Genomic DNA, 24,769 nt, shown 5'->3' with positions numbered 1-24,769 from the left:
GAAAAGAAATGAAATACGTGGATCAAAAAGGCCGCTGTTATGAGGAAGAAACTTTTCAGGATAAATTTCTGAAGCTTCTTTATGGAACTTACATCGGCCGTATCAAATTAAAGATTCTCACAAAGCCCTGGATATCCAGGCTGGGAGGTCTTTTTCTGAGTACAGGCTTCTCAAAGTGTCTGATCGAGCGGTTTGTCAGAAAAAATAAGATCGATATGAGGGAGTATGAGGACAGGATCTATACGTCTTATAATGATTTTTTCACGAGGAGGATCAAGCCTGGAAAGCGGCTGCTTCCTGAAAATCAGGACATTCTGTTCAGTCCTTGCGACTGTAAAGCAAGCGCATACCGCATAACAGAAGACACGTCATTTTGTGTGAAAGATACGGTCTATACCGTGGAGTCACTGCTTAGAAGCAGAAAGATCGCTGACCATTTCAGAAACGGCTACGCAGTCATTCTGCGCCTTACAGTCGATGATTATCACAGGTACTGCTATTTTGACAACGGCACGAAGAGCAGGAATTATTTTATAAAAGGGGCCTACCACACTGTGAATCCGACAGCCAATGACTATGTGTCTGTCTATAAAGAAAATGCCAGGGAGTTTACCATGATGAAGACGGAGCATTTCGGCGATGCAGTCCAGATGGAAGTTGGAGCTCTGATGGTAGGGCGGATCGTAAACCATCACGAAGAAGGCATCATGCACCGCGGTATGGAAAAGGGATATTTTGAGTTTGGAGGCTCCACCATCGTTCTGCTTTTCAGAGGCGACAAGGTAGAGATCGATGAATGTTTATTGGAAAGAACGAAAGACGGATGTGAGACAAAACTAAAACAGGGCCAGCGTTTAGGCATGGCAAAAAAACAAAGTCTGCAATCATAATTGTAGGCTTTTTCTGTTTTATAAATTGAGTCAGCGGGCATGATTCGGGATTTAGGGAGGAAGAGGAAAATGCTTAATTATCATGAACTTTCAAAAGAACTGCAGAAGGAAATCATCAGGGACCGGCAGGTGGGCTGGAAAAATCCCTATGCATGTACGGATGAACAGGTGATCCGGAAAAATCGGGAAAGAGATAAGGCCAGCCTCTGGAGACCGGCTTTTGTCCGGGATGTGGAAAAGATCATCCACTCTCCATACTACAACCGGTATACAGATAAGACCCAGGTATTTTCATTTTTCCTGAACGATGATATTTCCAGAAGATCTCTGCATGTACAGCTTGTCTCAAGGATTGCCAGAAATATCGGTAAGCTCCTGGGTTTAAACTGTGACCTGATCGAGGCGGTCGCCCTCGGACACGACATCGGACACACGCCGTTCGGACATGCGGGAGAACGGTATTTGGATGAACTTTATCATGAGAAGACAGGACAGTGTTTTCAGCACAATATTCAAAGTGTGCGGGTGCTGGACGGGATGTTTGAGCGGAACCTTTCACTGCAGACATTGGATGGAATCCTGTGTCACAATGGAGAATTTGAACAGCAGGAGTACCGTCCCTGCCGGATGGATACTTTTGAAGAGTTTTATGAGAAGATGGGAAACAGCAGTCAAAACAAAGACTATATCAAAACTCTGATCCCCTCAACCCTTGAAGGATGTGTGGTCAGGATCTGCGATATGGTAGCCTATCTTGGCAAGGACCGGCAGGATGCGAAGAAAGCAAAGCTGATTGAGAGCAGTGATATTTTTACTCAGGGGGAGATCGGAGTAGAAAATGCGGAGATTATCAATAACATGATCGTGAACATTGTTGAAAACAGTTACCGAAAAGACTATATCATGCTGGATTCAAAGTATTATGATGCCATGAAGATCGCCAAGAAAGAAAACTATGAACAAATTTATTTCAACAAAAAACTGGACTGTATTTATTCGGAAAATGTGGCTCCGATGTTCCGGGAAGTCTATGAAAAGCTGTATGCTGATTTGATCGCGGGAAATGAAGAATCGGTGATTTTTAAACACCATATAGAATACGTGGAGGAGGCCAGGTCTTATTATGATGCGTCAAGATCCTACGCAGAGGAGGAGCCGAACCGGATTGTGGCCGATTATATTGCGAGCATGACAGATGATTATTTTGTAGATCTCTACCATCACTTATTTCCGAAAGGGAAATACCATGTGAATTATAAGTCTTATTTTGAAAATTGATATCAATAAAAACTTGACAATTTTAGAAAAGTTGCGTATGATAAGGCTATAAATGATATTGGTTATCAATTTATGGAGGCACGGCAGAGAGACAGATGCGAATGGGAGGCAGTATGACCACAGAACTTAGCCGGGAAAGAATCATAGAGCAGCTTCGGGAGCAGGGGCTTCGGATTACAAGCCAGAGAAAAGTGATTCTGGATGTGATTTTAAAAAATAATTGTTCCTGCTGCAAAGAAATCTTTTATGAGGCGACAAAAATAGATCCTGCCATCGGCAGAGCGACTGTCTACCGGATGATGAATACCTTGGAAGAGCTAGGAGTCATCGACCGGGGAAAGCAGTACGAGATCTGTTACGAGGGATTATTCGGGACAGAGAAGGATCAGACGAGTCTGCTCACAAAAGAAGAGATGAAGGAACTCCCCAAGGATATATGGTATCCCGCCCTGAAAAAAATGCTCAGGGCCCTTGGTGAGATTAAGGATGAAGATATTTCCGTTGTTGTAAAAGTCAGCCGGAAAAGCAGTTAAAAGTGTGTCCCCGCTGGAGACAGTGCTGTCAAAGCATGATCTCCGGCGGGGATTTTTTGTTTTTCAACGGTGAGACTTTATGTTATAATACATTCTAGGTTATTTTAAAATAAAGTATGAGAAAGAGGTCAATCATGGGAAAATATTTTGGCACTGACGGCTTCCGCGGAGAGGCAAATATCGATCTGACAGTGGAGCATGCATATAAAGTAGGAAGATTTTTGGGATGGCATCTGGGCAAGGAAAAGAAACGCCCGAAAGTAGTCATAGGAAAGGATACGAGGAGAAGCAGCTATATGTTTGAACATGCGCTGGTGGCCGGACTTACGGCTTCAGGAGCCAACGCTTACATGCTCTATGTGACTACGACTCCGAGTGTGTCTTACGTAGTCCGCACGGAACAGTTTGACTGCGGCATTATGATTTCTGCCAGCCACAATCCATACTATGACAACGGGATCAAGCTGATCAACGCCAAGGGACATAAGATGGATGCGGAAGTCGAAGAACAGATCGAGGCATACATCGACGGTGAGATCGGAGAACTTCCTTTTGCCACGAAAAGCGATATCGGAAGGGCGAAAGATTACGCATCTGGAAGAAACCGATACATAGGATATCTCATCTCCCTGGCCACACGGTCATTTAAAAATGTAAAGGTCGGACTGGACTGTTCCAACGGAAGTTCTTCCAGCATTGCAAAGAATGTATTTGAAACACTGGGTGCAGAGGTCTATGTGATCAACAATGAACCGGACGGAACAAATATCAACACCAACTGCGGTTCCACTCATATAGAGATCCTGAAGGGATTTGTAAAAGAGAACCACCTGGATGTGGGATTCGCATACGACGGCGACGCAGACCGGTGTATTGCTGTGGATGAGAACGGGGCAGAAGTAAACGGCGATCTGATCCTGTATGTGTGCGGAAAATACATGAAAGAGCACGGCGCTCTCAACAATAACACGGTCGTCACGACGGTCATGTCCAACCTCGGTCTTTACAAGGCCTTTGACCGGGCCGGCATCGACTATGAAAAAACAGCAGTGGGAGATAAATATGTGTATGAAAATATGTCCAGAAACGGACACGGCCTGGGCGGTGAACAGTCAGGACATATTATTTTCAGCAAGTTTGCGACTACCGGAGACGGGATTCTGACTTCTTTAAAGATCATGGAGGCCATGCTGGAACAGAAACAGTCACTCGGTCAGCTGGTAAAGGATGTGGATATCTATCCGCAGATTCTTGAGAACGTCAAAGTACGGGATAAAAAAGACGCCAGGGAAGACGCAGACGTGATCACAGCGGTGGAAGCTGTGGAGAAGGAACTCGGAAATGACGGAAGGATTCTTGTAAGGGAGAGCGGAACGGAACCTTTGGTGCGTGTCATGGTGGAAGCCAAAACTCACGAGATCTGCAGGGAACATGTGGACCGTGTAGTGAAAGTCCTGCGCCAAAAGGGACACGTCATCGACTGATTTATGGAAACATTATACGCAGATATTATCATTAATATTTCGCATGAGGCACTGGATCGGGTATTTCAATATCGAGTGCCTTTTTCCTTATGTGAGCAGATCCGGGTCGGGCAGTCCGTTCGGGTGCCGTTTGGAGCAGGAAACCGGGAACAGAGGGGATATGTTGTCAGGCTTTCGGATCAGGCAGAGTACGATCCAAAGAAAATAAAGGAAATTTTGTCCATAGAAGAAGACAGTGTGAGCGCAGAATCCAGGATGATCAAGCTCGCCTACTGGATTCGGGAAAACTATGGCTCTACCATGATCCAGGCATTGAAGACCGTGCTTCCCGTGCAGGATAAGATGAAACAAAAAGAAAAAAAATCTGTCAGGCTCATGCTGCCCAAAGAGCAGGCTCCCGGTCTGCTGGATGAATATTTAGGCAGGCATTATGCGGCAAAAGCCAGGCTGCTGGCTGCTCTCATGGATGAGCAGACGGTTTCCTGGGAGCGTGTGACGAAAGACCTGAAGATTCCGAGGACAACGGTTGCAGGTATGGAACAGGACGGCATCATCCGCGTCGAAACAGAAATGTTTTACCGGAATCCCGGCCCCGGCGGGATGGAAGCGGAGGCTGCCCTGCCCCTGAATGAGAGTCAGGAGAAGCTGATACAGGAATTTAAAGCAGATTACGCGGCAGGGGAGAGGAAAACGTATCTTCTGCACGGAGTTACCGGAAGCGGGAAGACAGAGGTCTATCTGGCGGCAATCGAAGAAGTTGTCAGAAAAGGGAAACAGGCGATCGTGCTCATCCCGGAGATCGCCCTTACGTACCAGACGGTCTGCCGTTTCACGAAGCGGTTTGGAGACAGAGTATCCATTCTTAATTCCAGACTCTCCAAAGGAGAGAAATACGATCAGTGGCTCCGGGCAAAGAATGGGGACTGCGATATTATCATCGGGCCCAGATCCGCTTTGTTTGTGCCGTTTCCTAACCTGGGGCTGATCATTATGGATGAAGAACATGAGGGCAGTTATAAAAGTGAACAGACACCCAAATATCATGCAAGAGAAGTAGCCCTGAAAAAAGCGGACATGGAAGGCGCGGCGGTGATTTTAGGGTCCGCAACGCCGTCTCTTGAGAGCTATCAGAAGGCACTGGACGGAAAATACAGGTTCTGGACTCTGAAAGACCGTGCAAAAGAAGCGGTCCTGCCCGATGTGTATATAGAAGATTTAAGGGAAGAATTAAAGCAGGGGAACCGCAGCATGTTCAGCAGAAGGCTCTATGAACTGATCGGAGACCGGCTTCGGAAAAAAGAACAGGTCATGCTGTTTTTAAACCGGAGGGGATATGCCGGGTTTGTCTCGTGCAGAAGCTGCGGCACTGTAATGCAGTGTCCGCACTGTGACGTGTCGCTTACGTATCACAGGGACGGGAAACTCCGCTGCCATTACTGCGGGTATGAAGAAGTGATGCCGGAGGCCTGTCCTGAGTGCGGCAGCCCGTTTATCGGAACGTTCGGCCTCGGTACTCAAAAGGCAGAGGCCGCCATCAGGAAAGAATTTCCGGAAGCAAGAGTGCTTCGGATGGATATGGATACCACGAAAAGAAAGCACAGCCATGAAGAGATCTTGAAGACTTTTTCGGAAGGCAGGGCCGATATTCTTGTGGGCACGCAGATGATCGTCAAAGGACACGATTTTGAAAACGTGACTCTCGTCGGAATCCTGGCAGCGGATTTATCTCTGCATGCCAATGATTTTCGTGCGGCAGAGAGGACATTCCAGCTTTTGACCCAGGCAGCCGGCCGTGCAGGGAGAGGTGAGAAAGCGGGTGAGGTTGTCATACAGACCTATTCGCCGGAACATTACTGTATTGTCACGGCGGCGGCGCAGGACTATGAAGAGTTTTACCGCCAGGAGATAGCCTACCGGACGATGCTTTGCTATCCTCCGGTTTGGCAGATGCTCACAGTCCTTCTTGCCGGGCCTTCGGAAGAGGAATGTAAACAGACAGCACAGCGCATGGCAAGGGTCATTCAGAATTCGGGTATCCGTGTCATCGGACCCGGCGAAGCCTCTCTGGCAAAAGTCAATGATATTTACCGGCAGGTGCTGTACGTAAAAGAGAAAGACTACAAGGAACTTGTGAAGGTGAAAGACCGGCTGGAACTTTGGATCGACCGGCAGGAACTGCCGAAAGACATTCATATTACATTTGATTTCAATCCTATGAGCAGTTATTAACAAAGAATATTTGAGATATTTGAGAAGGAGAAGTATTCATGGCAATCAGAAACATCAGAAAAATGGGGGATGAAGTCCTCAGAAAACCATCAAAAGAGATTAAAGAAATGACTTCCAGGACCATGCTGCTGATCGAAGACATGTTTGATACGATGTATGAGGCATATGGTGTGGGACTGGCCGCTCCTCAGGTTGGAATCCTGAAACGGCTGGTGGTCATCGACACCTATGAAGGCCAGCCGCTGGTCCTGATCAATCCTAAGATTGTGGAAAAAGACGGCGAACAGATCGGAGATGAGGGATGTCTGAGCCTTCCGGGGAAGGTCGCAGTCGTAAAGCGTCCGAACCATGTGGTATGTGAGGCGCTGGACCGGGATATGAACCCCATCAGAGTGGAGGGAGAAGGACTTCTTGCGAGGGCGATCTGCCATGAACTCGACCATTTGGACGGAGTCCTTTACCCGGATGTGGCGGAAGAACCGGTGAGAGATGTGGAAGAAGAGGAAGAGTAAGGAGGACGCGATGAACGTTGTATTTATGGGAACGCCGGAATTTGCGGTGCCTACATTGGAGAAGCTGACACAATTTCATCATGTGGCTGCGGCAGTGACCCAGCCGGATAAGCAGAAGGGAAGAGGAAAGAAACTTTCTTTTCCGCCGGTGAAAGAGGCGGCACTGAAACATGGAATCCCTGTCCTTCAGCCGGCAAAAGCCAGAGATGAGCAGTTTATAGAAGACCTTGAACAGCTGGCTCCGGATGTGATTGTAGTAGTCGCGTACGGACAGATTCTGCCGGAGCGGATCCTGAATATCCCCAAATACGGATGTATCAATGTCCATGGGTCACTTCTTCCGAAATACCGCGGGGCGGGACCGATCCAGTGGGCCGTCTTAAACGGTGAGAAGGAAACGGGAATTACAACCATGTATATGGAAAAAGGTTTGGATACGGGAGATATGATCGACAAAGCGGTCATCCCGCTGGATCAGAAAGAAACGTCAGGAACCCTTCATGACAAGCTGATGGAACTGGGCGCAGACTTATTGCTGGAGACCTTAGAAAAACTAGAAAACGGGACGGCGGTAAGGACGAAACAAAATGACAATGAGAGTTCCTATGCCCCGATGCTGAGCAAAGAGATGGGGGAAATAGAGTTCACGAAAAGTGCCGCTGAGATTGAACAGTGGGTGCGCGGACTGAACCCATGGCCGAGTGCTTATACGGAACTTGGAGGGAAAACACTGAAAATATGGGATGCGGACATCGTTTCTTATGACGGAGATGAGAGACCCGGCACCATCATTGAAGTGACCAAGAAACAGATGATTGTGGCCTGCGGCCAGGATGCTTTAGCACTCAACGAGATCCAGCTTTCCGGGAAAAAACGGATGTCCGTTCAGGCATTTTTGGCGGGCTCCAGGGTGGATACAGGAACGGTATTAGGAGAATAATATGCAGAATCCAAGAGAATTGGCCTTAGATGTTCTGATGAAAATAGATAAAAAAGAGGAACTGTCCCATATTGCCATCGGAGAGACACTGGAAAAGTATCAGTTCAGTGAAAAGAAGGACCGGGCTTTTTTTACAAGGCTATGCCAGGGAACTCTGGAACGCCGCCTGACCATCGACTATGTGATCGATCTGTATTCTAAGACGAAGGTAAGGAAAATGAAGCCGCTGGTGCGTTCACTGCTCCGCATGGGTGCCTGTCAGATTTTATTTATGGATCATATTCCTGACTCCGCGGCCTGCAATGAATGTGTAAAGCTGGCGAAAAAGCGGGGATTTTCTAAGTTATCCGGCTTTGTAAACGGTGTTTTGAGAACAATATCCAGACAGAAGCAGGAGATTCCGTTTCCGGACCGGAATAAGGATTTTGAAAAGTATTTGTCTGTTGCCTGTTCCATGCCGGAATGGATCATCCGTCATTTTCTGCGTTCTTATTCAGAGGCAGAAACAGAAACGATCGTTAGTTCCTTCCTGGAGCCAAAAAAGACAACAGTTTCATGGATGGAAAGCAGCGGGTCCAGAGAGGAACTGATCGCTTCCCTGGAAAAAGACGGCGCCAAGGTGGAAGACGGAAAGCTTCTCCCGGAGGCACTCCGTATTTCTCACTATGATTTTTTGAGACGTCTCACATCATTCAGGGAAGGCCGGTTTATTGTGCAGGATGAAAGTTCCATGCTGGCGGGAAAGGCTGCAGATCCAAAAGAGGGACAGAAGATCCTCGATATGTGCAGCGCGCCGGGAGGCAAAGCTCTGTATGCGGCAGACAAACTCCACGGAACGGGGCAGGTCTTGGCGCGGGATCTGACGGAATACAAAGAGGAACTGTTAAAGGAAAACATTGAGCGTGTGGGATTTGAAAATATCCGTACTCAGATCTGGGATGCCAGAATTCCGGATGAACGCCTGGCAGAGTCTATGGATGTTGTACTGTGCGATGTTCCCTGTTCCGGACTTGGAATTATGGGAAAAAAGCAGGACATTAAGTACAATCTGGAAGAATCCGCTTTGGAAGACCTGGTGAAACTGCAGAGAGAAATACTAAAAACTGCCCTGACCTATGTGAAGCCGGGAGGAAGCCTGCTTTTTTCTACATGTACGATCAATCCGAAAGAAAATGAGGAAAATTTCAGGTGGCTTGCGGGACAGACCGGATTTGAGCCGGAAGACCTGACTCCGTTTCTTCCCGAAACTCTTGACATTAAAACGGTGAAAGAGGGATATATCCAGCTGCTGCCGGGAATACATCCGTGCGACGGATTTTTTATCGGAAAACTTAGGAGAACAAAATGAGAGATCTGAAATCAATGACACTGGAAGAACTGGAACTTGCGGTGGAAGAACTGGGAGAAAAGAAGTTCCGTGCAAAACAAATATTTGAGTGGTTCCATAAGAGGCTGGCATCCTCTCTTGATGAGATGAACAATCTTCCGAAAAACCTGAAAGAAAAACTTCAGGAAAAATATGAAGCTGCGGAACTGAAAGAAGTGGAAACCTATGTATCCAGGATTGACGGCACAAGAAAGTATTTATTTCAGCTGAATGATGGGAATACGATAGAAAGTGTCCTGATGAAATACAAGCACGGCAATTCGGTGTGCATTTCGTCACAGGCCGGGTGCAGGATGGGATGCAGATTCTGTGCATCTACCCTCGGAGGGCTGGACCGCAATCTTTTACCGTCAGAAATGCTTGGACAGATTTATTATATCCAGAAAGATACCGGGGAACGGGTGTCCAATGTGGTCGTTATGGGAACTGGGGAACCGTTGGATAATTATGAAAATCTTTTGAGATTTATCAGACTCTTGACCGATGAAAAGGGGCTGAATTTAAGTCAAAGAAACCTGACAGTGTCTACCTGCGGACTGGTGCCGAAAATACGGGAACTGGCAGATGAAAAGCTTCAGATGACTCTTGCGATCTCTCTTCACGCCTCCAACGACGAGATGAGGAAATCCCTGATGCCGGTGGCAAATCAGTATTCTATGGAAGATCTGCTTGCTGCCTGTAAATATTATTTTGACCGGACGGGCCGGAGGATCACATTTGAATACAGCCTTGTAGCAGAAGTGAATGACAGTCCCCAAAATGCAAAGGAACTTTGCCGCTTTTTAGGCGGGTTTCCATGCCATGTCAATCTGATTCCGGTCAATCCTATTAAGGAGAGAGACTTCCGCCAGTCTATGCCGGAGTTTGTAAACGACTTCAAAAACATACTTGAAAAAAATCGTGTAAATGTTACCATAAGAAGAGAAATGGGCAGAGATATCAACGCTGCCTGTGGACAATTAAGAAGAAAGAAGCTGAATTCTGTGGAAAAACAGGAAATCCGCACAAAAAAGGAGAACTAAGATGCAATCCGTTGGAACTTCTCACAGAGGAAAGGTACGGTCTGAAAATCAGGACACCATCTTTCACTCTGATGAACCCGTAGGACAATTAGATAATTTATATATCGTTGCGGACGGCATGGGAGGCCACAAGGCAGGAGGTTTTGCGTCCTCTTTTGCGGTCAGTCGGTTTGTGGAATTAATACGAGAGATAGAGAATTCAGATCCTATTGAGATTATGAAGGAAGCACTGCAGAAAGTGAGCAGTGAAATATTGCTGAAGTGCCAGGAAGAAGAGTACTCTGGCATGGGAACAACTATGGTAGCAGCCACTGTGACAGAAGAGAGTATTTTTGTGATGAACATCGGGGACAGCCGTCTGTATTTTGCAGATCAGGATCTTGTCCAGGTGACAACAGACCATTCTTTTGTGGAAGAATTGGTGAAGGCCGGAGAGATTGACCGCAGACAGATGAGGCAGCATCCAAAAAGAAATCTGATCACAAGAGCGATCGGTGCAGGGATTGAATCTGTACCCGATTTTTTTGAGCTGCCGAAGAAAAACGGATATTTATTGTTGTGCAGTGACGGACTGACGAGCATGGTTGCGGATGATGAAATCAAAGAACTCCTGTTGGATCACAGTCAATTAGAAAATAAGGCAGCCCAGTTGGTGAACAGGGCCAACGAATATGGCGGCAAGGACAATATATCCCTGGTGATCGTTGCGCTGGGGGAGCGAGGTGAGATCACATGTTAGAAACAGGAACCATTTTAGGAGGACGCTATGAAATCCTGAAAAAGATCGGTACCGGCGGGATGGCTGACGTATACATGGCAAAGTGCCATAAACTCAACCGGAATGTCGCCATCAAAGTGCTGAAAAATGAATATGTAGATAATGAGAAGTTTTTAAAAAAATTTCAGGTGGAAGCAGAGGCGGTCGCAAGACTGGCCCATCCCAATATTGTGAACGTATATGATGTAGGTCAGGAAGGCAGTGTCAATTACATTGTCATGGAATTGGCAGAAGGCATTACCCTGAAGGAATATATTAAGAAAAAGGGGCATCTTTCCGCGAAAGAGACTGTAGAATTATCTCTTCAGATAGCTTCAGCGATCAGTCATGCCCATGGGCACCACACGATCCACAGGGATATTAAGCCGCAGAATATTCTGGTCTCAGATTCCGGTCAGGTAAAAGTCACGGATTTTGGAATAGCAAAGGCGGCCAACTCCAATACAGTCACATCCACGGCCATAGGATCAGTCCATTATATTTCTCCGGAACAGGCCAAAGGAAAGTACTGTGATGAGAAGAGCGACATTTATTCCCTGGGCATCACGATGTATGAGATGGCCACGGGCCAGGTTCCTTTTGACCATGAAAATGGGGTTACCATTGCTCTGATGCATCTCCAGAATGAGATTACGCCTCCGGGGGAACTGATCGGAGATATCCCGGAAAGCCTGGAAAAGATCATTCTCAAATGTACCATGAAGAAGCCGGAAGACCGGTATCAGTCTGTGAATGAACTGATCGAGGATTTGAAGCTGGTTTTTGAAGACACGAAAGGAAGCTATGTAGGCATGGTGCCCTTTGTGGATGATTCACCGACGCAGCTGCTTCATACAAAAGAGTTTGTAAAACAGGAGGAGACAGAAGAAGAACCGGAAGAGGAATCTGGATTTGTGGATGACGACGATGAGGAAGAGCCGCGGGGCATGAATTCCAAGATCGAAAAACTGGTTGTCGTCCTGGCTGCTGTGGTGGGAGCCATTATTCTCATATCCATCATTGTGCTGGTCATTAACAGTTCAGGGCTGTTTCGCTCAGGGGACAATGCCGGCACAGAGAAACTTACGACTACCGAGGAAAGCACCACGGAAGAGCTTGAGAAGGTACCGGTTGAAAACTATGTGGGAATGACTTACGATGCTGCGCTGGCGTCCATCGATGAGGACCTGAAAGTGGAGCGCAAAACAGAGGCTTCCTCTTCTTATGAAGCGGGATATATCATCCGCCAGAGTCTGGAGTCTGACCAGGAAGTGGAAAAGGGTACGACCATTGTATTGACTGTCAGCACCGGCGAGAGCAAAGTTGAGGTGCCGGATGTCCGCGGATACAGCCAGAAGTCTGCCACGAAGATTCTTTCAGACCAGGGATTCAAAGTTTCTGTGTCTACCAAATTCAGCTCCAGTGTCAAGGAAGGTGATGTGATTTCTCAGTCTCCTGGAGCGGGGAACAAAATTTCCAGAGGTTCCAAGGTGACGATCACGGTCAGCAAGGGTGAGAACAAGGTCACAGTGCCGGAGATCGTATTTAAGACCGTAGAGGATGCGAGAGAAGAGTTAAGCATAGAAGGATTAAAGCTGATTGTCTCTTCCCAAAAGTACGACAGCAGGGTGCCGGAGGGATGCATCATCAGTCAGTCACCAAAAGCCGGGAAAAAGGTCACAAAAGGAACAGGAATTGGCGTGGTCGTAAGTCTTGGAAAGCAGCCGACAACAGAAGACACCACAGATAATACAGAGGAGTAAGATCAGTTCATGCAGGGAAGAATTATCAAAGGAATTGCAGGGTTTTATTATGTTGACACGGGCACCGGTTTATATGAGTGCAAAGCAAAAGGCATTTTCAGAAACCGGAAGATGAAGCCGCTCGTGGGAGACATGGCAGAGATCGAAGTCCTGGATGAAGAAAAAAAGCTGGGAAATCTGACAGAGTTACTCCCAAGGACGAACGAACTGATCCGTCCGGCTGTGTCAAATATTGATCAGGCGCTGGTTATTTTTGCAGCCAAGAATCCAAAACCAAATTATAATCTTCTGGACCGGTTTTTGCTCATGATGGAGAAGCAGGGAGTCCCTGCGGTGGTTTGTTTTAATAAGACGGATCTTGCAAAAGAAAAAGAACTGTCTGTTCTCATGGATGTATATAAAGACTGCGGCCACCGGGTGATCTTTACCAGTGTTTCCGGAGAGACGGGACTTTCGGAGATCAGGGAGGCTGTAGATCACAAGACAACTGTGCTTGCAGGCCCTTCCGGTGTAGGAAAATCTTCTATGATGAATCTTTTATATCCGGATGCAAATATGGAAACCGGAGCGGTAAGTGAAAAGATCCAGAGAGGAAAGCATACGACCAGACATTCGGAGCTGATCCGGGTGGGAGAAGACACCTTCGTCATGGATACGCCGGGCTTCAGCTCTCTGTTTGTGGATATGTTCGAGGAAGACGAGATTAAATACTATTTTAAAGAATTTGAACCCTATGAGGGACAATGCCGGTTCCAGGGATGCAGCCATACCCATGAACCTGGCTGTGGTGTCAAACAGGCGCTTGATGAAGGGAAGATCAGTAAGACACGCTATGACAACTATGTACTCATCTACAATGAATTAAAAGAAAAGAGAAAATGGTAATGCATATCTTGATTTTAACAGGCGGAGATTTGGACAGGGTCTTCGCCCGTTCTTATATTCAGACACAGAAATTTGATAAAGTCATCGCTGCGGACAAAGGACTGTTCTATGCAGAACAGATCGGGATTCGCCCTGATTTTATTTTGGGCGATTTCGACAGTTGTCCCAGAGAAACGGTAAAAAAGTTTGAAAAAGAAAACATTATGGTTCTGCCGAGAGAAAAAGACGACACGGATACAGGGATCGCCATGGAGCAGGCAGTCCGCATGGGAGCCGATAAAGTGACGGTACTTGGGAGTACGGGAACCAGGCTGGACCATGTACTCGGCAATATGGGACAGCTCGTCTATGCGTTAAAGCATGGAGTGGAGGCATATATGGTGGATTCACATAACCGTATCCGGGCAGTGGACCGCCCCCTTTGTATAGATAAAAATGAACAGTTTGGGAACTATATTTCCCTCATTCCGGTGGGCACGGTTACAGGAGTGACACTTCACGGATTTTATTACCCGCTGAATGACGATACGCTTCTGTTTCATGAGACATGGGGGATCAGCAATGAACTGACTGAGGAGACCGGAATCGTTGAAATGAAGACAGGGACCCTGCTTGTGGTAGAAAGCAAAGACTAGATGAGGCGGGGTGGACGAGTTTTTTACCACTATTTCCGTCACGCTTTAAAATGCGTTCCTCCAATAGTGCTAAAAAACTATCGTTAGATAGTGACTGCAGTTTAATGAGTCCTTATCCAGCAGACATTACGTCCATTTTCTACATGGTTGGAGTGAGGCATTCTAAGAGCCGAACGGAAATTATGTGGAAAATGTCTCTCGAGTTGGACGTGCTTCGCACGATAAGGTATACCCACAGGGCACACCGTATTTCATACCCTTCGGGTGGACGTGCTTCGCACGATAAGGTATACTTGTTTTAGTGTTGCTTATTTTTTATATTTGGAGAGGGTTGATATTATGAAAAAAGGTTTGATCATGGATATGGACGGAGTCGTCGTGGACAGTGAGCTTGTGTATGTAAAAAAATTCATGACATGGTTTAAAAAGCAGGGTATCGAGATGGGAATGAGTGATTTTGAGAAGATCATTGGCACACCGTATGCGGAGGCTATTGATTACTTTATGGAGTTTTGGGGAGACAGGACCAGCAGGGAAGAGTTTGCCGAGATGTTTGCTCAGCTGAAAGATCAGGTAAAATTTAACTATCGGGATATTCTCAATCCGGGAGTGAAGGAGCTGCTTACATACTGCAGAGAGAAAAAGATCAAGACAACCCTGGCTTCCGGAAATTCTATGGACTGTATCGAAAAAATGCTGGAGGAGTGCGGTCTCGAAAGTCATTTTGATTTTGTGATCAGCGGAGAAAAGCTGCGGAGAAATAAGCCCCATCCGGATGTCTATTTAAAAGCAATGGAATATATGGACCTGGAGCCGGAACAGTGTATTACTCTGGAGGATTCCAGGGCAGGCATCCGGGCGTCCAAAGGCGCCGGAATTTTTACGGTGGCAAAGGTGCCGGAAGAATATTGTCTGCCGCAGGAAGAGGCAGATACCAAAGTGAAGCGGGTAGTGGATGTGATTCCAATGCTGAAAAATGCGTAGATAATTTACAGAGGTGAAAAGATGAAATTATATAAAAAATTAGAAAAAGTACTGTGGCTTGTCCTGATCCTGATGTTTGCATTCAGTCTGGTGTTTGACTGGGTAAAAAATTTTGTGGGATCCAGTGTTGAGTTTACGGATGTGGCATTTATCCTGACAGTGATCAGCGGAGCTGCTCTGCTCCTAGAACGGTTCCTCGTGGGACCCGGTACGGGCAAAAATTATACGAAAACAGAGTCATTTGCACTTCTTTTAGTCTTTGTTTATATGTTTGTAATGATGTTTCAGGCCAGGGGAATTATGACGATTTCATTTTTGGGAAATGATCAGAGATCACTCTGGATCCTTGCACCGGCGCTGGCGCTTTTATGGTTTACAAAGACCATTGCCCCGGAGATCGAGCAGAAGGATAAAGAACGTATCGAAAAGAAAAAGAAAAAGTTTAAGAACCGGGCCAGATAGCAGGATATTCTTATCGGCTGGAGGAGATGGATATGAAATATGATAAATGTCCGATCTGCAATGAAAAATTAAAGAACGGCATCTGCCCTATGTGCGGTTATGACTTTAAAAGACTGGAGAGCGGGCAAAGATCCGGAAACAGGGGGAACCGTCCGGATTACAGAGCCAGGCCCAACGAAGAGCCAAAGCACTCTATGACAAAACAGCATAAACAGGCACACAGACAGTTCCGCACCGAGAAAAAAAGAGGTGCGGGGAAGCTTATAAAGTTTATTCTGAGTTTCGTGGTTATTTCCAGTATATTTTTGGATGCGGTAAGTGAGGTTGATATCGGGCAGCTGATGAAAAAGGTCCGGACTTTTATGAGTGAAGATGAAAAGAAACAGTGGACAAAAACGATGCCGGACCATACATATGAAGATACGGATTATGATCTGGAGAAGACCGGAAAGAGGTTTTCTGTGAACCTTACTTCCGGCAGATACATCGTAGGATTGGATCTTCCGGAAGGAAACTATACAATGACCGCAGGAGGGGAGGAACTGTATTTTTCAGCAAATAATGATGCACAGAATATCGGCATTTACGAACAGTTTACAGATGAAAAAATATTGGATGTAAAGCGGTACTGTAAAGTAAAAAACGTCCGTCTTTATCAGGGCTCTTTAATAGAAGTTACAGGCAGGGGGCATATTAACTGCGAGACATCGGATGCTAATATGAAGAAAATGGAAGAACCCAGGAAAAATCCTCTGAGTAAAGAAGTAGAAGTTGACGGGGTGATGACAGCAGGAAAAGATTTTCCGGCAGGCACTTATGATGTAGTTGCGGTCAGCGATGGTGGTGAATTCAAATTTACTTATGAACAAGATAAGGATGACGAATTTGGTGCAAATAGTATTTGGCTCTCAGAAGATTCAAAGGGGGAAGATCCAGAAAAATTTGTGAATTTAGAACTTATGAAAGGCACGGAAATCGAAATTCCACCGGAAGGATATTTTCAGGTCAGGCTGATTCCGAGCAAACATGTCAGACCTGAAAATATGCATGTCTATGATTCGTTAAATGGGCTTGATTCATAAAATTAACTGTGTTATGATTAAAAATCATAGTGGGAGAAAGGCAGTGAAAAAGACTCAAGGCAAAAGGAACCTTACAGGGAGGAAAGCCCGCAGACTGAAAGCTTTCCAGGGACACCTTGCGGCGGGAACACTTTGGAGCTGGGCGGCTGAAAGGCAGGATGCCTGTTAGGCGGTCACGTGGTACGCGTTAAGTACGGAAACGAGAGGAAGCCAGAATATGAATAGAGATTCTGGTTTTAAGACGGGTGGTACCGTGGGAAGATATTCCCGCCCCGAAGCAATTTTGCTTTGGAGCGGGATTTTTAAGTTCACCCACCCTTTATAAAAGGAGGAAATAAAATGGCAAATCACATCAGTGATGAAACGATCGAATACGTCGGCATTTTGGCAAAGCTTGAGCTGTCCGGCGAAGAAAAAGAACAGGCAAAGAAGGATATGGAAAGTATGCTGGACTATGTCGACAAGCTGAATGAACTGGATACGGACGGTGTGGAACCTATGTCTCACGTATTTCCGGTAAACAATGTATTCAGAGAAGATATCGTTACCAATGGAGATGACAGAGAAGAGATTCTTAAAAACGCACCGGAGAGAAAAGACGGCGCCTTTGTGGTGCCAAAGACCGTAGAATAGGAGGAAGCCATGGGAATTTTAGATTTGACAGCCCTGGAACTGGGCAGAAAAATAAAAGCAAAAGAGATCACCTCAGTAGAAGCAGTACAGGCTGTTCTGGAACAAATCAGGAAAACAGAGCCGGCGGTGCATGCCTATGTATCATATGATGAAGAGAGTGCATTAAAGAGAGCAGAAGAGGTGCAGAAACAGATCGATGACGGCACATTGACCGGGCCGCTGGCCGGTGTTCCGATGGCTGTGAAAGATAATATTTGTACAAAGGGATATAAAACTACGTGCAGTTCCAGAATTCTGGAAAATTTTGTTCCGACCTATGCCGCTCAGGCGGTGGAAAACCTGATCGCTGCCGGTGTGGTCATCATAGGAAAGACGAATATGGATGAGTTTGCCATGGGAAGCACGACTGAAACTTCAGCATTTGGGCCGACAAAAAATCCATGGAATCAGGAACATGTGCCGGGAGGATCTTCCGGCGGATCGGCAGCAGCAGTGGCGGCAGGAGAGTGTTTCATGGCACTCGGCTCAGATACCGGAGGATCCATCCGCCAGCCGGCATCTTTCTGCGGAATTACCGGAATGAAACCGACCTATGGTACAATTTCAAGATACGGACTGATCGCTTACGGTTCTTCCCTGGATCAGATCGGGCCGATGGCCAAAGATGTATCCGACTGTGCGGCTCTTCTGGAAACTGTGGCATCGTATGACAAAAAAGACTCCACATCCATTGAGCGGGATGAGTATGATTTTACATCGGCTTTAGTTGACGATGTGAAAGGAATGAAGATCGGAATCCCGAAAGACTATTTCGGGGAAGGACTGGACTCTGAAGTCAGGGAAGCTGTCATGAATGCTGCCCGTACATTGGAGGAAAAGGGAGCCGTCATTGAGGAGTTTGACCTGGGGCTCGTGGATTACGCCATCCCTGCATACTATGTTATTGCCGCGGCGGAAGCCAGTTCAAACCTTTCACGGTTTGACGGTATAAAATACGGATACCGCGCAAAGGGAGCAGAGGGACTCCATGCCATGTATAAAAAGACACGTTCCGAAGGATTCGGGCCGGAGGTCAAAAGAAGGATCATGCTTGGATCTTTTGTCTTAAGTTCCGGCTACTACGACGCGTACTATTTGAAGGCACTGAGGACAAAGGCACTGATCAAACAGGAATTTGACAAGGCATTTGCCTCTTATGACCTGATCCTCGGGCCGGCGGCACCTACCACCGCCCCGAAGCTTGGGGACAGTTTAAGTGATCCGATCAAAATGTATCTCGGAGATATTTACACGATTTCTGCAAACCTGGCAGGACTGCCGGGAATCAGTGTGCCGTGCGGAAAAGACAGCAAAGGACTGCCGATCGGTCTGCAGCTTTTGGGAGACTGCTTCCAGGAAAAGAAACTGATCCGGGCTGCCTATGCATTTGAGCAGACGAGAAGTTATGAAGCACCAGAAATTGCCAAAGGAGGTGTTCAGTAATGAGTAAACAATATGAGACCGTTATCGGACTGGAAGTCCATGTGGAACTGGCGACGAAAACGAAGATTTTCTGCGGATGCAGCACAGAATTCGGAGGAGCGCCGAATACACATACCTGTCCGGTGTGCACCGGAATGCCGGGTTCTCTTCCGGTATTAAATAAACAGGTAGTCGAATATGCCGTGGCTGTTGGGCTTGCGACCAACTGCAGCATTACACAGAACTGCAAGTTTGACAGGAAGAATTATTTTTATCCCGACAATCCGCAGAATTATCAGATTTCCCAGCTGTATCTTCCGATCTGCCGGGACGGACATGTGGAGATCGAAACGGACGGGGGGACAAAATCCGTTGGAATTCACGAGATCCATATGGAGGAAGATGCGGGTAAATTAATCCATGACGAATGGGAAGACTGTTCCCTTGTGGATTACAACCGTTCCGGAGTGCCGCTGATCGAGATTGTCTCAGAGCCGGATATGCGTTCCGCTGATGAAGTCGTGGCTTATCTGGAAAAACTCAGACTGATCATCCAGTATCTCGGCGCCTCCGACTGTAAGCTTCAGGAGGGTTCCATGAGAGCCGATGTCAACCTTTCTATAAGAGAGGCAGGAGCAGAAGAGTTCGGGACAAGGACAGAGATGAAAAATCTGAACTCTTTTAAGGCGATCAGACGTGCGATTGAAGGAGAGACGGACCGCCAGATCTCTCTGCTGGAAGAAGGCAAAGAAGTGACGCAGGAGACAAGACGCTGGGACGATACAAAAGAAAAATCTTATCAAATGCGTTCCAAAGAGGACGCACAGGATTACCGCTACTTCCCGGACCCTGATCTCGTGCCGGTCATCATCAGCGATGAGTGGATCAGCCAGATAAAAGAGGCACAGCCGGAACTGCGGGATGAAAAGAGAAACCGCTATAAAGAAGAATACGGCCTTCCGGATTATGATATTGACATTATCACGGGAAGCAAACATCTGGCAGATATTTTTGAGGCGACGATCACCCACGGAGCCGAGGCGAAGGAAGTATCCAACTGGCTCATGGGAGAGACAATGCGTCTGGTTAACGATTCGGAAATGGACCTTACAGATCTTTCTTTTTCACCGGAGCATCTGGCAGCCCTGATCAGCATGGTGAAAGAAAATGAGATCAACCGAAAGGTCGCAAAAGAAGTCTTTGAGAAGATTTTCAAAGAAGATGTGGACCCGAAAGCCTATGTTGAAGAGCACGGATTGAAATCAATGAATGACGAGGGGGCTCTGAAAGAAACCATCGGACAGATCGTCAAAGACAATCCAAAGTCAGTGGAGGACTATAAGGCAGGAAAGAAAAAAGCCATGGGATTCCTTGTGGGGCAGACTATGAAAGCAACTCAGGGGAAAGCAGATCCTGGAGTTGTCAATAAGATACTGAAAGAAATATTAGAAAGTTTATAAAAAGAACAGAAGCTTTGGTATGATTGTCATCCAAAGCTTCTGTTTTTGTATAAAAACACAAAATGTTAAGAAATTTTTCACAAATTGGTTGGGAATTCTGAAAGAGAAATCCGGTATGATAACAGTATCACATAAAATACAACGGAAAAACAAATCAGAAGGAGCGTTATCATGAAGGATTTTTACAGGTCGATGTTTCTGCTTTCCCTTGGAATAACCCTGATTTTGATCATGCAGGTGCTTATGATGTAGGATACCGCTTGAAATGGGAATTAAAAGAAAGTACAATAGTATTGGTTAAGTAAACGAGCACGATCAATAAGGAGAAGAGCCATACTATGAAGAAATATAAAGGAGCGGTATTTTTTGACTACGACGGAACATTAGTCGATGAAGTGGATCATATCAAGACGGTTACGCCGAAAACCCTGGAGGCCATCAGAAGGCTTCAGGATAACGGCTATGCAGCCCTGCTTTGTTCAGGGCGGACCAAGCGGTTTTTAGAGGCGGATATCGAGCATTTTGACGGGGCCGTCACCTGCAATGGAAGCTATGCGGAAGTGGACGGGGAAGTGCTCAGGGATATTTATATTGAGGAAGATCTGCTGCATGAAGTCATAGACAAATACTTTATAAGAGATACGATCATCCAGATGGATACCCAGGATGTAACCTATTATTTACATAACGACGAGGAATTTTTTAAGTATTTCTGCCGTCTGTTCAGCCTGCCGATGGGGTGGTACGCTCCATGGAAGTACTGGGAAAAGCAGCACATATCAAAGCTTACGATGAATTATAAAGCACCGGATGTTTTTGAGGATTTCAAAAAGGAATACGCAGATACCTTCGAGTGTGCGAAACATGTCCGTGAGAATTTCTTTGACATTACGCTCAAAGGTGTCACGAAAGGAGACGCGGTTGTCCAGGTAGCGGATGATCTTGGCATTTCCAAAGAGAATCTCTATGCATTCGGCGATTCAGACAACGACGTGGAGATGCTTAAAAATGTCGGGACCGGTATCGGAATGGGACGCTGCAGTGACGCGGTGAAGGAGACCGCGGATATGTTCACCCAGACGACAAAAGAAAACGGTATCTATCATGCGCTGAGAGAATTAGAATTAATATAAAGGTGGAAGCAGATGAAAAAAATTGTCGATGACGACCGTCTGATTTATAAATGCTGCAATTTATACTATATGAAAAATAAGACCCAGGTGGAGATCTGCAATACCCTGGGACTTTCCAGGGCCACCGTATCCAGGATGCTTGCTCTCGGAAGAGAACAGGGAATTGTAAAAATCGAGGTCATCAACCCGATCAGTTACGATTACGGGGAACTGGAGCAGAAGCTGGAACAGAGATTTGGACTGAAAGAGGCCATCATTGTGGAGAGCGAACCGCTGGATACGAAAGAGGAGCAGATGGACATGCTTTCAGAGGCGGCTTTTGACTATCTGAGCCATATTCTCAAAAATGATGACTATGTAGGAGTCACCATGGGGCGGACGCTTTACCACATTGCACACGTTGATAAAACTTATAACAAAGGCAATAAGCTTTTATTTGTGCCCCTGTACGGCGGGATATCCCAGAAACGGACGGAAAAAAGGGATGTACAGTCCAACCGGATCGCAGTGGAATTTGCGGAAAAATTCGGCGGCGATTATGTCCAGTTTTTGTCGCCCGGTATCTTTTCCAGCAAAGAGGTGAAAGACATCTTCCTTCAGGAGGAGACGGTGAACTACATTTATGAATATTTTTCAAAGCTCAGGGTGGTGGTCATGGGGATCGGAATCCCGGAGGCCGGAGGAACAGCTCTTGTGGCAGAAGGGTATTTAACGGAGAATGAATTAAAGAATTTTGTCGAGATGGGGGCGGTCGGAGATGCGTCTCTGTATTTTTACAACATCGAAGGAAATACCAAACCGTTTGATTCTTTTAATCAGCGTGTGGCAGGCATATCACAGGAACAGCTGAAGAAGATTGACATTAGGATCGGGGTTGCAGGAGGGATTGAAAAATCCAAATCTGTCGTCGGAGCCGTGCGTTCCAAAAATATTAATGTCCTGATCACAGACTCTGAATGTGCAAGACAGATGCTGAAAGAAGTTTGATATTTGAAACATCATCATAAGTTCATATAGGATAAAAGTAAGGACCTTCCGGAACCGCAGAATTCCGGAAGGTCTTTTGTTGTGCTGATATGTATTGAAATGTTGTATAAATATGGGACTGATATGAAATACTTATACAATATTTCAATAAAAAGTATAGACTATATAATAATAAAAGAGTTAAAATACATGTACAGAAAAAAAGATCAAAGAAAGGAGAGAAAATGTCAAATCATGTATTGATTCTTTTTGGAGTGTTTCTAGTGCTGTTTCTGCTTCAGTCTGCCGGAGGGATTTTTCAGATCAAAGATTATGAGAAAGCCGTGCGGAGAGTAAACCGGGACGGAGCAGTAGGGATCGGACAGAAAAGAGGACGTCTGTTATCCGGAGGCCATATTGTCATTCTTGCATGCGATGACGGCGGAAGGATCACCGGCGGAGAAGCTATGGACGGAATTTCATTTCTGGCCAGATTCCATCCGGTGTCTGAGGTTTATCATGTGCGGATACTGGGAAGGGATGTTCGGGAAGTCCTTTTGGAACTCCGCAGTATGACGAAGAAGAAACAGAAATACTATAAAGGATACATACAGGCACTGGAAGCATTGGAAATGAGAGCGTAAGGAGGAACATATGCAGGTTATATCTAATTTAGCGAATGGATTCATGAAGCTGTTTTCCACGGGAGGACAGACGTTTTTAAGCTGGGTGACTACGATTATTCCAACGGTAGTATGTCTGATGACTGCAGTCAATGCGATCATAAAACTGATCGGAGAAGACAGGGTAGAAAAATTTTGTATGAGGATCACCGGAAACAGGCTGTGCCGGTATTTATTTCTGCCTGTCATCGCAATGATCTGTGTCGGCAACCCGATGGCATATACGTTTGGAAGATTTGTAGAAGAAAAGTATAAGGTTCCTTTTTTTGACGCGGCCATCAGCTTCTGTCACCCGGTGCTGGGATTCTTTCCTAACGCCAACGCCGGCGAGCTGTTCGTATACATGGGGATCGCCGCAGGCATTCAAAAGCTGAATCTGCCTCTGGGTGATCTGGCGGTCCGCTATTTTCTTGTAGGACTTGTCGTCATTTTCATCCGCGGTATGGTGACAGAAAGAATTTATCTGATGCTCAGCAACAAATATCAGAAGATGGGAAAGAAGGAGGTAGCTGTCCATGAATAAGCCAGTAAAAATCGTCGCAGGTTCCGGAGGATACGGGGGACCGCTTGTAGTCCAGGCAACAGAAACATGCAATAAGATTCTTTGTATGACAGCGATAGGAGGCATTCATCCGCTGGGGGCAAAACTGGCGGAGATGACCGGAGGGGAAGCTGTCGACGGCCACAAGAATAACGTGCCGGATGAAGAAATCCTGGTGGCTATCGTAGACTGCGGAGGAACGCTGCGGTGCGGAATTTATCCGCAGAAAGGGATTTTCACCATCAATTTAAATCCTGTGGGGCAGTCAGGGCCTCTGGCAAAATATATTACTCCGGATATTTACGTGTCTGCTGTGAATGAAAATTGTCTGTCTTATGCTGATGGTGAAGCTGTCACGGAGAAGAAAGAGCCCGAAGAAGAAAGAGACGGCAGCCGGGAAATGAAACAGGAACAGACGGCTGAACGTCCGGGATTGATCACGAGACTCGGCATCGGAGTAGGGCAGGTTGTCGGAAAGTTTTTTGCGGCAGGACGTGAAACGATTGAAATGGTAGTAAAGAATATCCTTCCGTTCATGGCATTTACCAGCACTATCCTTGGAATCATCACAGCTACGGGACTTGGGAACGTCATTGCTAAGACAATTTCGCCGTTGTGTGCCACGCTTCCCGGAATGCTGATCATATCACTTATTTGTGCTATGCCGTTTTTGTCACCGGTGCTCGGTCCCGGAGCTGTTATCGCACAGGTCGTGGGAACTCTTCTGGGATCACAGATCGCTATGGGCAAGATACCGGCCCAATATGCACTGCCGGCACTTTTTGCGATCAATGCCCAGGTAGGATGTGATTTCATCCCGGTGGGGCTGAGCCTTGCGGAGTGTGAGTCAGAAACGATCGAATTGGGTGTTCCGTCTGTTTTGTATTCCCGTGTTATTACTGGGCCGCTGGCGGTTATTATTGCGTTCGCTGCAAGCTTTGGACTATATCATGGATAGAAAATAATATTTATACATAATTTCAATCTTTTATATAGACTTTGCTTAAATAAAAAGGTAAAATGAAGACATAAAATCAAAGGAGGCAGAA

Annotated in this window: 25 protein-coding genes; all 25 read left to right on the top strand. The window is 46.3% G+C overall.

The window, feature by feature from the left end:
* The first annotated feature begins 8 nt into the window (after positions 1-8).
* The 25 genes from ANCC_RS12365 (at position 9) to srlE (ending at position 24,678) form a co-directional block, all read left to right on the top strand.
* The gene (locus tag ANCC_RS12365) at positions 9-890 is read left to right on the top strand and encodes a phosphatidylserine decarboxylase (protein WP_006568045.1); all 882 of its coding nucleotides are present in this window, start codon (positions 9-11) and stop codon (positions 888-890) included.
* Positions 891-959: 69 nt separating this feature from the next.
* Positions 960-2,168, top strand: a complete 1,209-nt coding sequence (locus tag ANCC_RS12360; protein ID WP_009290313.1) for a deoxyguanosinetriphosphate triphosphohydrolase family protein — start codon at positions 960-962, stop codon at positions 2,166-2,168.
* Between the two features lie 113 nt (positions 2,169-2,281).
* Complete coding sequence (locus ANCC_RS12355) at positions 2,282-2,701, top strand: Fur family transcriptional regulator (protein WP_009290314.1); 420 nt, start codon at positions 2,282-2,284, stop codon at positions 2,699-2,701.
* 134 nt (positions 2,702-2,835) lie between these two features.
* Positions 2,836-4,185 carry a phosphoglucosamine mutase gene (gene glmM / locus ANCC_RS12350; RefSeq protein ID WP_039946880.1) on the top strand — a complete coding sequence of 450 codons (1,350 nt, stop codon included), beginning with the start codon at positions 2,836-2,838 and terminating at the stop codon, positions 4,183-4,185.
* Between the two features lie 3 nt (positions 4,186-4,188).
* Entirely contained in the window at positions 4,189-6,414 is a 2,226-nt protein-coding gene (priA, locus tag ANCC_RS12345) for a replication restart helicase PriA (protein ID WP_006568041.1), read from the top strand.
* 38 nt (positions 6,415-6,452) lie between these two features.
* Positions 6,453-6,926: a peptide deformylase gene (def, locus tag ANCC_RS12340; RefSeq protein ID WP_006568040.1), complete on the top strand. Its 474-nt coding sequence runs from the start codon at positions 6,453-6,455 to the stop codon at positions 6,924-6,926.
* Positions 6,927-6,936: 10 nt separating this feature from the next.
* Entirely contained in the window at positions 6,937-7,866 is a 930-nt protein-coding gene (fmt, locus tag ANCC_RS12335) for a methionyl-tRNA formyltransferase (protein WP_039946878.1), read from the top strand.
* 1 nt (position 7,867) lies between these two features.
* Positions 7,868-9,214: a 16S rRNA (cytosine(967)-C(5))-methyltransferase RsmB gene (gene rsmB, locus ANCC_RS12330; protein ID WP_006568038.1), complete on the top strand. Its 1,347-nt coding sequence runs from the start codon at positions 7,868-7,870 to the stop codon at positions 9,212-9,214.
* Positions 9,211-10,275 (top strand): dual-specificity RNA methyltransferase RlmN, encoded by a 1,065-nt coding sequence (gene rlmN / locus ANCC_RS12325; protein ID WP_006568037.1) that lies wholly within the window; start codon positions 9,211-9,213, stop codon positions 10,273-10,275. Before rsmB ends, rlmN begins: the two co-directional genes overlap by 4 nt.
* 1 nt (position 10,276) lies before the next feature.
* A complete protein-coding gene (locus tag ANCC_RS12320; RefSeq protein ID WP_006568036.1) occupies positions 10,277-11,014 on the top strand; it encodes a Stp1/IreP family PP2C-type Ser/Thr phosphatase in 738 nt (245 codons plus the stop codon).
* Complete coding sequence (gene pknB / locus ANCC_RS12315; protein ID WP_006568035.1) at positions 11,008-12,795, top strand: Stk1 family PASTA domain-containing Ser/Thr kinase; 1,788 nt, start codon at positions 11,008-11,010, stop codon at positions 12,793-12,795. Before ANCC_RS12320 ends, pknB begins: the two co-directional genes overlap by 7 nt.
* A gap of 9 nt (positions 12,796-12,804) precedes the next feature.
* Positions 12,805-13,680: a ribosome small subunit-dependent GTPase A gene (gene rsgA, locus ANCC_RS12310; protein WP_006568034.1), complete on the top strand. Its 876-nt coding sequence runs from the start codon at positions 12,805-12,807 to the stop codon at positions 13,678-13,680.
* A complete protein-coding gene (locus ANCC_RS12305) occupies positions 13,680-14,315 on the top strand; it encodes a thiamine diphosphokinase (RefSeq protein WP_233458296.1) in 636 nt (211 codons plus the stop codon). The genes rsgA and ANCC_RS12305 overlap by 1 nt, the downstream gene beginning before the upstream one ends.
* A 339-nt stretch (positions 14,316-14,654) precedes the next feature.
* Entirely contained in the window at positions 14,655-15,299 is a 645-nt protein-coding gene (locus ANCC_RS12300; protein WP_006568032.1) for an HAD family hydrolase, read from the top strand.
* Between the two features lie 21 nt (positions 15,300-15,320).
* Positions 15,321-15,761, top strand: a complete 441-nt coding sequence (locus ANCC_RS12295) for a hypothetical protein (protein ID WP_006568031.1) — start codon at positions 15,321-15,323, stop codon at positions 15,759-15,761.
* 32 nt (positions 15,762-15,793) lie between these two features.
* Positions 15,794-16,843, top strand: coding sequence for a hypothetical protein (locus ANCC_RS12290; protein ID WP_233458297.1), 1,050 nt, complete (start codon positions 15,794-15,796; stop codon positions 16,841-16,843).
* A gap of 43 nt (positions 16,844-16,886) precedes the next feature.
* On the top strand, positions 16,887-17,012 hold the full coding sequence (locus ANCC_RS17840; RefSeq protein WP_259818726.1) for a hypothetical protein: 126 nt from the start codon (positions 16,887-16,889) through the stop codon (positions 17,010-17,012).
* Between the two features lie 170 nt (positions 17,013-17,182).
* Positions 17,183-17,476 carry an Asp-tRNA(Asn)/Glu-tRNA(Gln) amidotransferase subunit GatC gene (gene gatC, locus ANCC_RS12285; RefSeq protein WP_006568028.1) on the top strand — a complete coding sequence of 98 codons (294 nt, stop codon included), beginning with the start codon at positions 17,183-17,185 and terminating at the stop codon, positions 17,474-17,476.
* 9 nt (positions 17,477-17,485) lie between these two features.
* The gene (gene gatA, locus ANCC_RS12280) at positions 17,486-18,958 is read left to right on the top strand and encodes an Asp-tRNA(Asn)/Glu-tRNA(Gln) amidotransferase subunit GatA (protein ID WP_006568027.1); all 1,473 of its coding nucleotides are present in this window, start codon (positions 17,486-17,488) and stop codon (positions 18,956-18,958) included.
* A complete protein-coding gene (gatB, locus tag ANCC_RS12275; protein WP_006568026.1) occupies positions 18,958-20,397 on the top strand; it encodes an Asp-tRNA(Asn)/Glu-tRNA(Gln) amidotransferase subunit GatB in 1,440 nt (479 codons plus the stop codon). Before gatA ends, gatB begins: the two co-directional genes overlap by 1 nt.
* A 338-nt stretch (positions 20,398-20,735) precedes the next feature.
* Positions 20,736-21,530 (top strand): Cof-type HAD-IIB family hydrolase, encoded by a 795-nt coding sequence (locus ANCC_RS12270; protein ID WP_006568024.1) that lies wholly within the window; start codon positions 20,736-20,738, stop codon positions 21,528-21,530.
* Between the two features lie 12 nt (positions 21,531-21,542).
* A complete protein-coding gene (locus ANCC_RS12265) occupies positions 21,543-22,517 on the top strand; it encodes a sugar-binding transcriptional regulator (protein ID WP_006568023.1) in 975 nt (324 codons plus the stop codon).
* Between the two features lie 224 nt (positions 22,518-22,741).
* Positions 22,742-23,140: a transcriptional regulator GutM gene (locus ANCC_RS12260; protein ID WP_006568020.1), complete on the top strand. Its 399-nt coding sequence runs from the start codon at positions 22,742-22,744 to the stop codon at positions 23,138-23,140.
* A 10-nt stretch (positions 23,141-23,150) separates the two neighbouring features.
* Positions 23,151-23,702, top strand: a complete 552-nt coding sequence (gene srlA, locus ANCC_RS12255) for a PTS glucitol/sorbitol transporter subunit IIC (protein WP_006568019.1) — start codon at positions 23,151-23,153, stop codon at positions 23,700-23,702.
* A complete protein-coding gene (gene srlE, locus ANCC_RS12250; RefSeq protein WP_006568018.1) occupies positions 23,695-24,678 on the top strand; it encodes a PTS glucitol/sorbitol transporter subunit IIB in 984 nt (327 codons plus the stop codon). Before srlA ends, srlE begins: the two co-directional genes overlap by 8 nt.
* The last annotated feature ends 91 nt before the right edge of the window (positions 24,679-24,769 follow it).

This window comes from Anaerostipes caccae L1-92, from assembly GCF_014467075.1.
In the GTDB taxonomy this organism is placed as follows: domain Bacteria; phylum Bacillota; class Clostridia; order Lachnospirales; family Lachnospiraceae; genus Anaerostipes; species Anaerostipes caccae.
The sequence above is the reverse complement of the archived record's forward strand: the minus strand, read 5'-3'. Positions and strand labels throughout refer to the sequence as shown.

Excerpts from the sequence above, each read along its gene's own strand:
- ANCC_RS12365 (WP_006568045.1), top strand. The coding sequence starts at position 9 with ATGAAATACGTGGATCAAAAAGGCCGCTGTTATGAGGAAGAAACTTTT.
- ANCC_RS12360 (WP_009290313.1), top strand. The coding sequence starts at position 960 with ATGCTTAATTATCATGAACTTTCAAAAGAACTGCAGAAGGAAATCATC.
- ANCC_RS12355 (WP_009290314.1), top strand. The coding sequence starts at position 2,282 with ATGACCACAGAACTTAGCCGGGAAAGAATCATAGAGCAGCTTCGGGAG.
- glmM (WP_039946880.1), top strand. The coding sequence starts at position 2,836 with ATGGGAAAATATTTTGGCACTGACGGCTTCCGCGGAGAGGCAAATATC.
- priA (WP_006568041.1), top strand. The coding sequence starts at position 4,189 with ATGGAAACATTATACGCAGATATTATCATTAATATTTCGCATGAGGCA.
- def (WP_006568040.1), top strand. The coding sequence starts at position 6,453 with ATGGCAATCAGAAACATCAGAAAAATGGGGGATGAAGTCCTCAGAAAA.
- fmt (WP_039946878.1), top strand. The coding sequence starts at position 6,937 with ATGAACGTTGTATTTATGGGAACGCCGGAATTTGCGGTGCCTACATTG.
- rsmB (WP_006568038.1), top strand. The coding sequence starts at position 7,868 with ATGCAGAATCCAAGAGAATTGGCCTTAGATGTTCTGATGAAAATAGAT.
- rlmN (WP_006568037.1), top strand. The coding sequence starts at position 9,211 with ATGAGAGATCTGAAATCAATGACACTGGAAGAACTGGAACTTGCGGTG.
- ANCC_RS12320 (WP_006568036.1), top strand. The coding sequence starts at position 10,277 with ATGCAATCCGTTGGAACTTCTCACAGAGGAAAGGTACGGTCTGAAAAT.
- pknB (WP_006568035.1), top strand. The coding sequence starts at position 11,008 with ATGTTAGAAACAGGAACCATTTTAGGAGGACGCTATGAAATCCTGAAA.
- rsgA (WP_006568034.1), top strand. The coding sequence starts at position 12,805 with ATGCAGGGAAGAATTATCAAAGGAATTGCAGGGTTTTATTATGTTGAC.
- ANCC_RS12305 (WP_233458296.1), top strand. The coding sequence starts at position 13,680 with ATGCATATCTTGATTTTAACAGGCGGAGATTTGGACAGGGTCTTCGCC.
- ANCC_RS12300 (WP_006568032.1), top strand. The coding sequence starts at position 14,655 with ATGAAAAAAGGTTTGATCATGGATATGGACGGAGTCGTCGTGGACAGT.
- ANCC_RS12295 (WP_006568031.1), top strand. The coding sequence starts at position 15,321 with ATGAAATTATATAAAAAATTAGAAAAAGTACTGTGGCTTGTCCTGATC.
- ANCC_RS12290 (WP_233458297.1), top strand. The coding sequence starts at position 15,794 with ATGAAATATGATAAATGTCCGATCTGCAATGAAAAATTAAAGAACGGC.
- gatC (WP_006568028.1), top strand. The coding sequence starts at position 17,183 with ATGGCAAATCACATCAGTGATGAAACGATCGAATACGTCGGCATTTTG.
- gatA (WP_006568027.1), top strand. The coding sequence starts at position 17,486 with ATGGGAATTTTAGATTTGACAGCCCTGGAACTGGGCAGAAAAATAAAA.
- gatB (WP_006568026.1), top strand. The coding sequence starts at position 18,958 with ATGAGTAAACAATATGAGACCGTTATCGGACTGGAAGTCCATGTGGAA.
- ANCC_RS12270 (WP_006568024.1), top strand. The coding sequence starts at position 20,736 with ATGAAGAAATATAAAGGAGCGGTATTTTTTGACTACGACGGAACATTA.
- ANCC_RS12265 (WP_006568023.1), top strand. The coding sequence starts at position 21,543 with ATGAAAAAAATTGTCGATGACGACCGTCTGATTTATAAATGCTGCAAT.
- ANCC_RS12260 (WP_006568020.1), top strand. The coding sequence starts at position 22,742 with ATGTCAAATCATGTATTGATTCTTTTTGGAGTGTTTCTAGTGCTGTTT.
- srlA (WP_006568019.1), top strand. The coding sequence starts at position 23,151 with ATGCAGGTTATATCTAATTTAGCGAATGGATTCATGAAGCTGTTTTCC.
- srlE (WP_006568018.1), top strand. The coding sequence starts at position 23,695 with ATGAATAAGCCAGTAAAAATCGTCGCAGGTTCCGGAGGATACGGGGGA.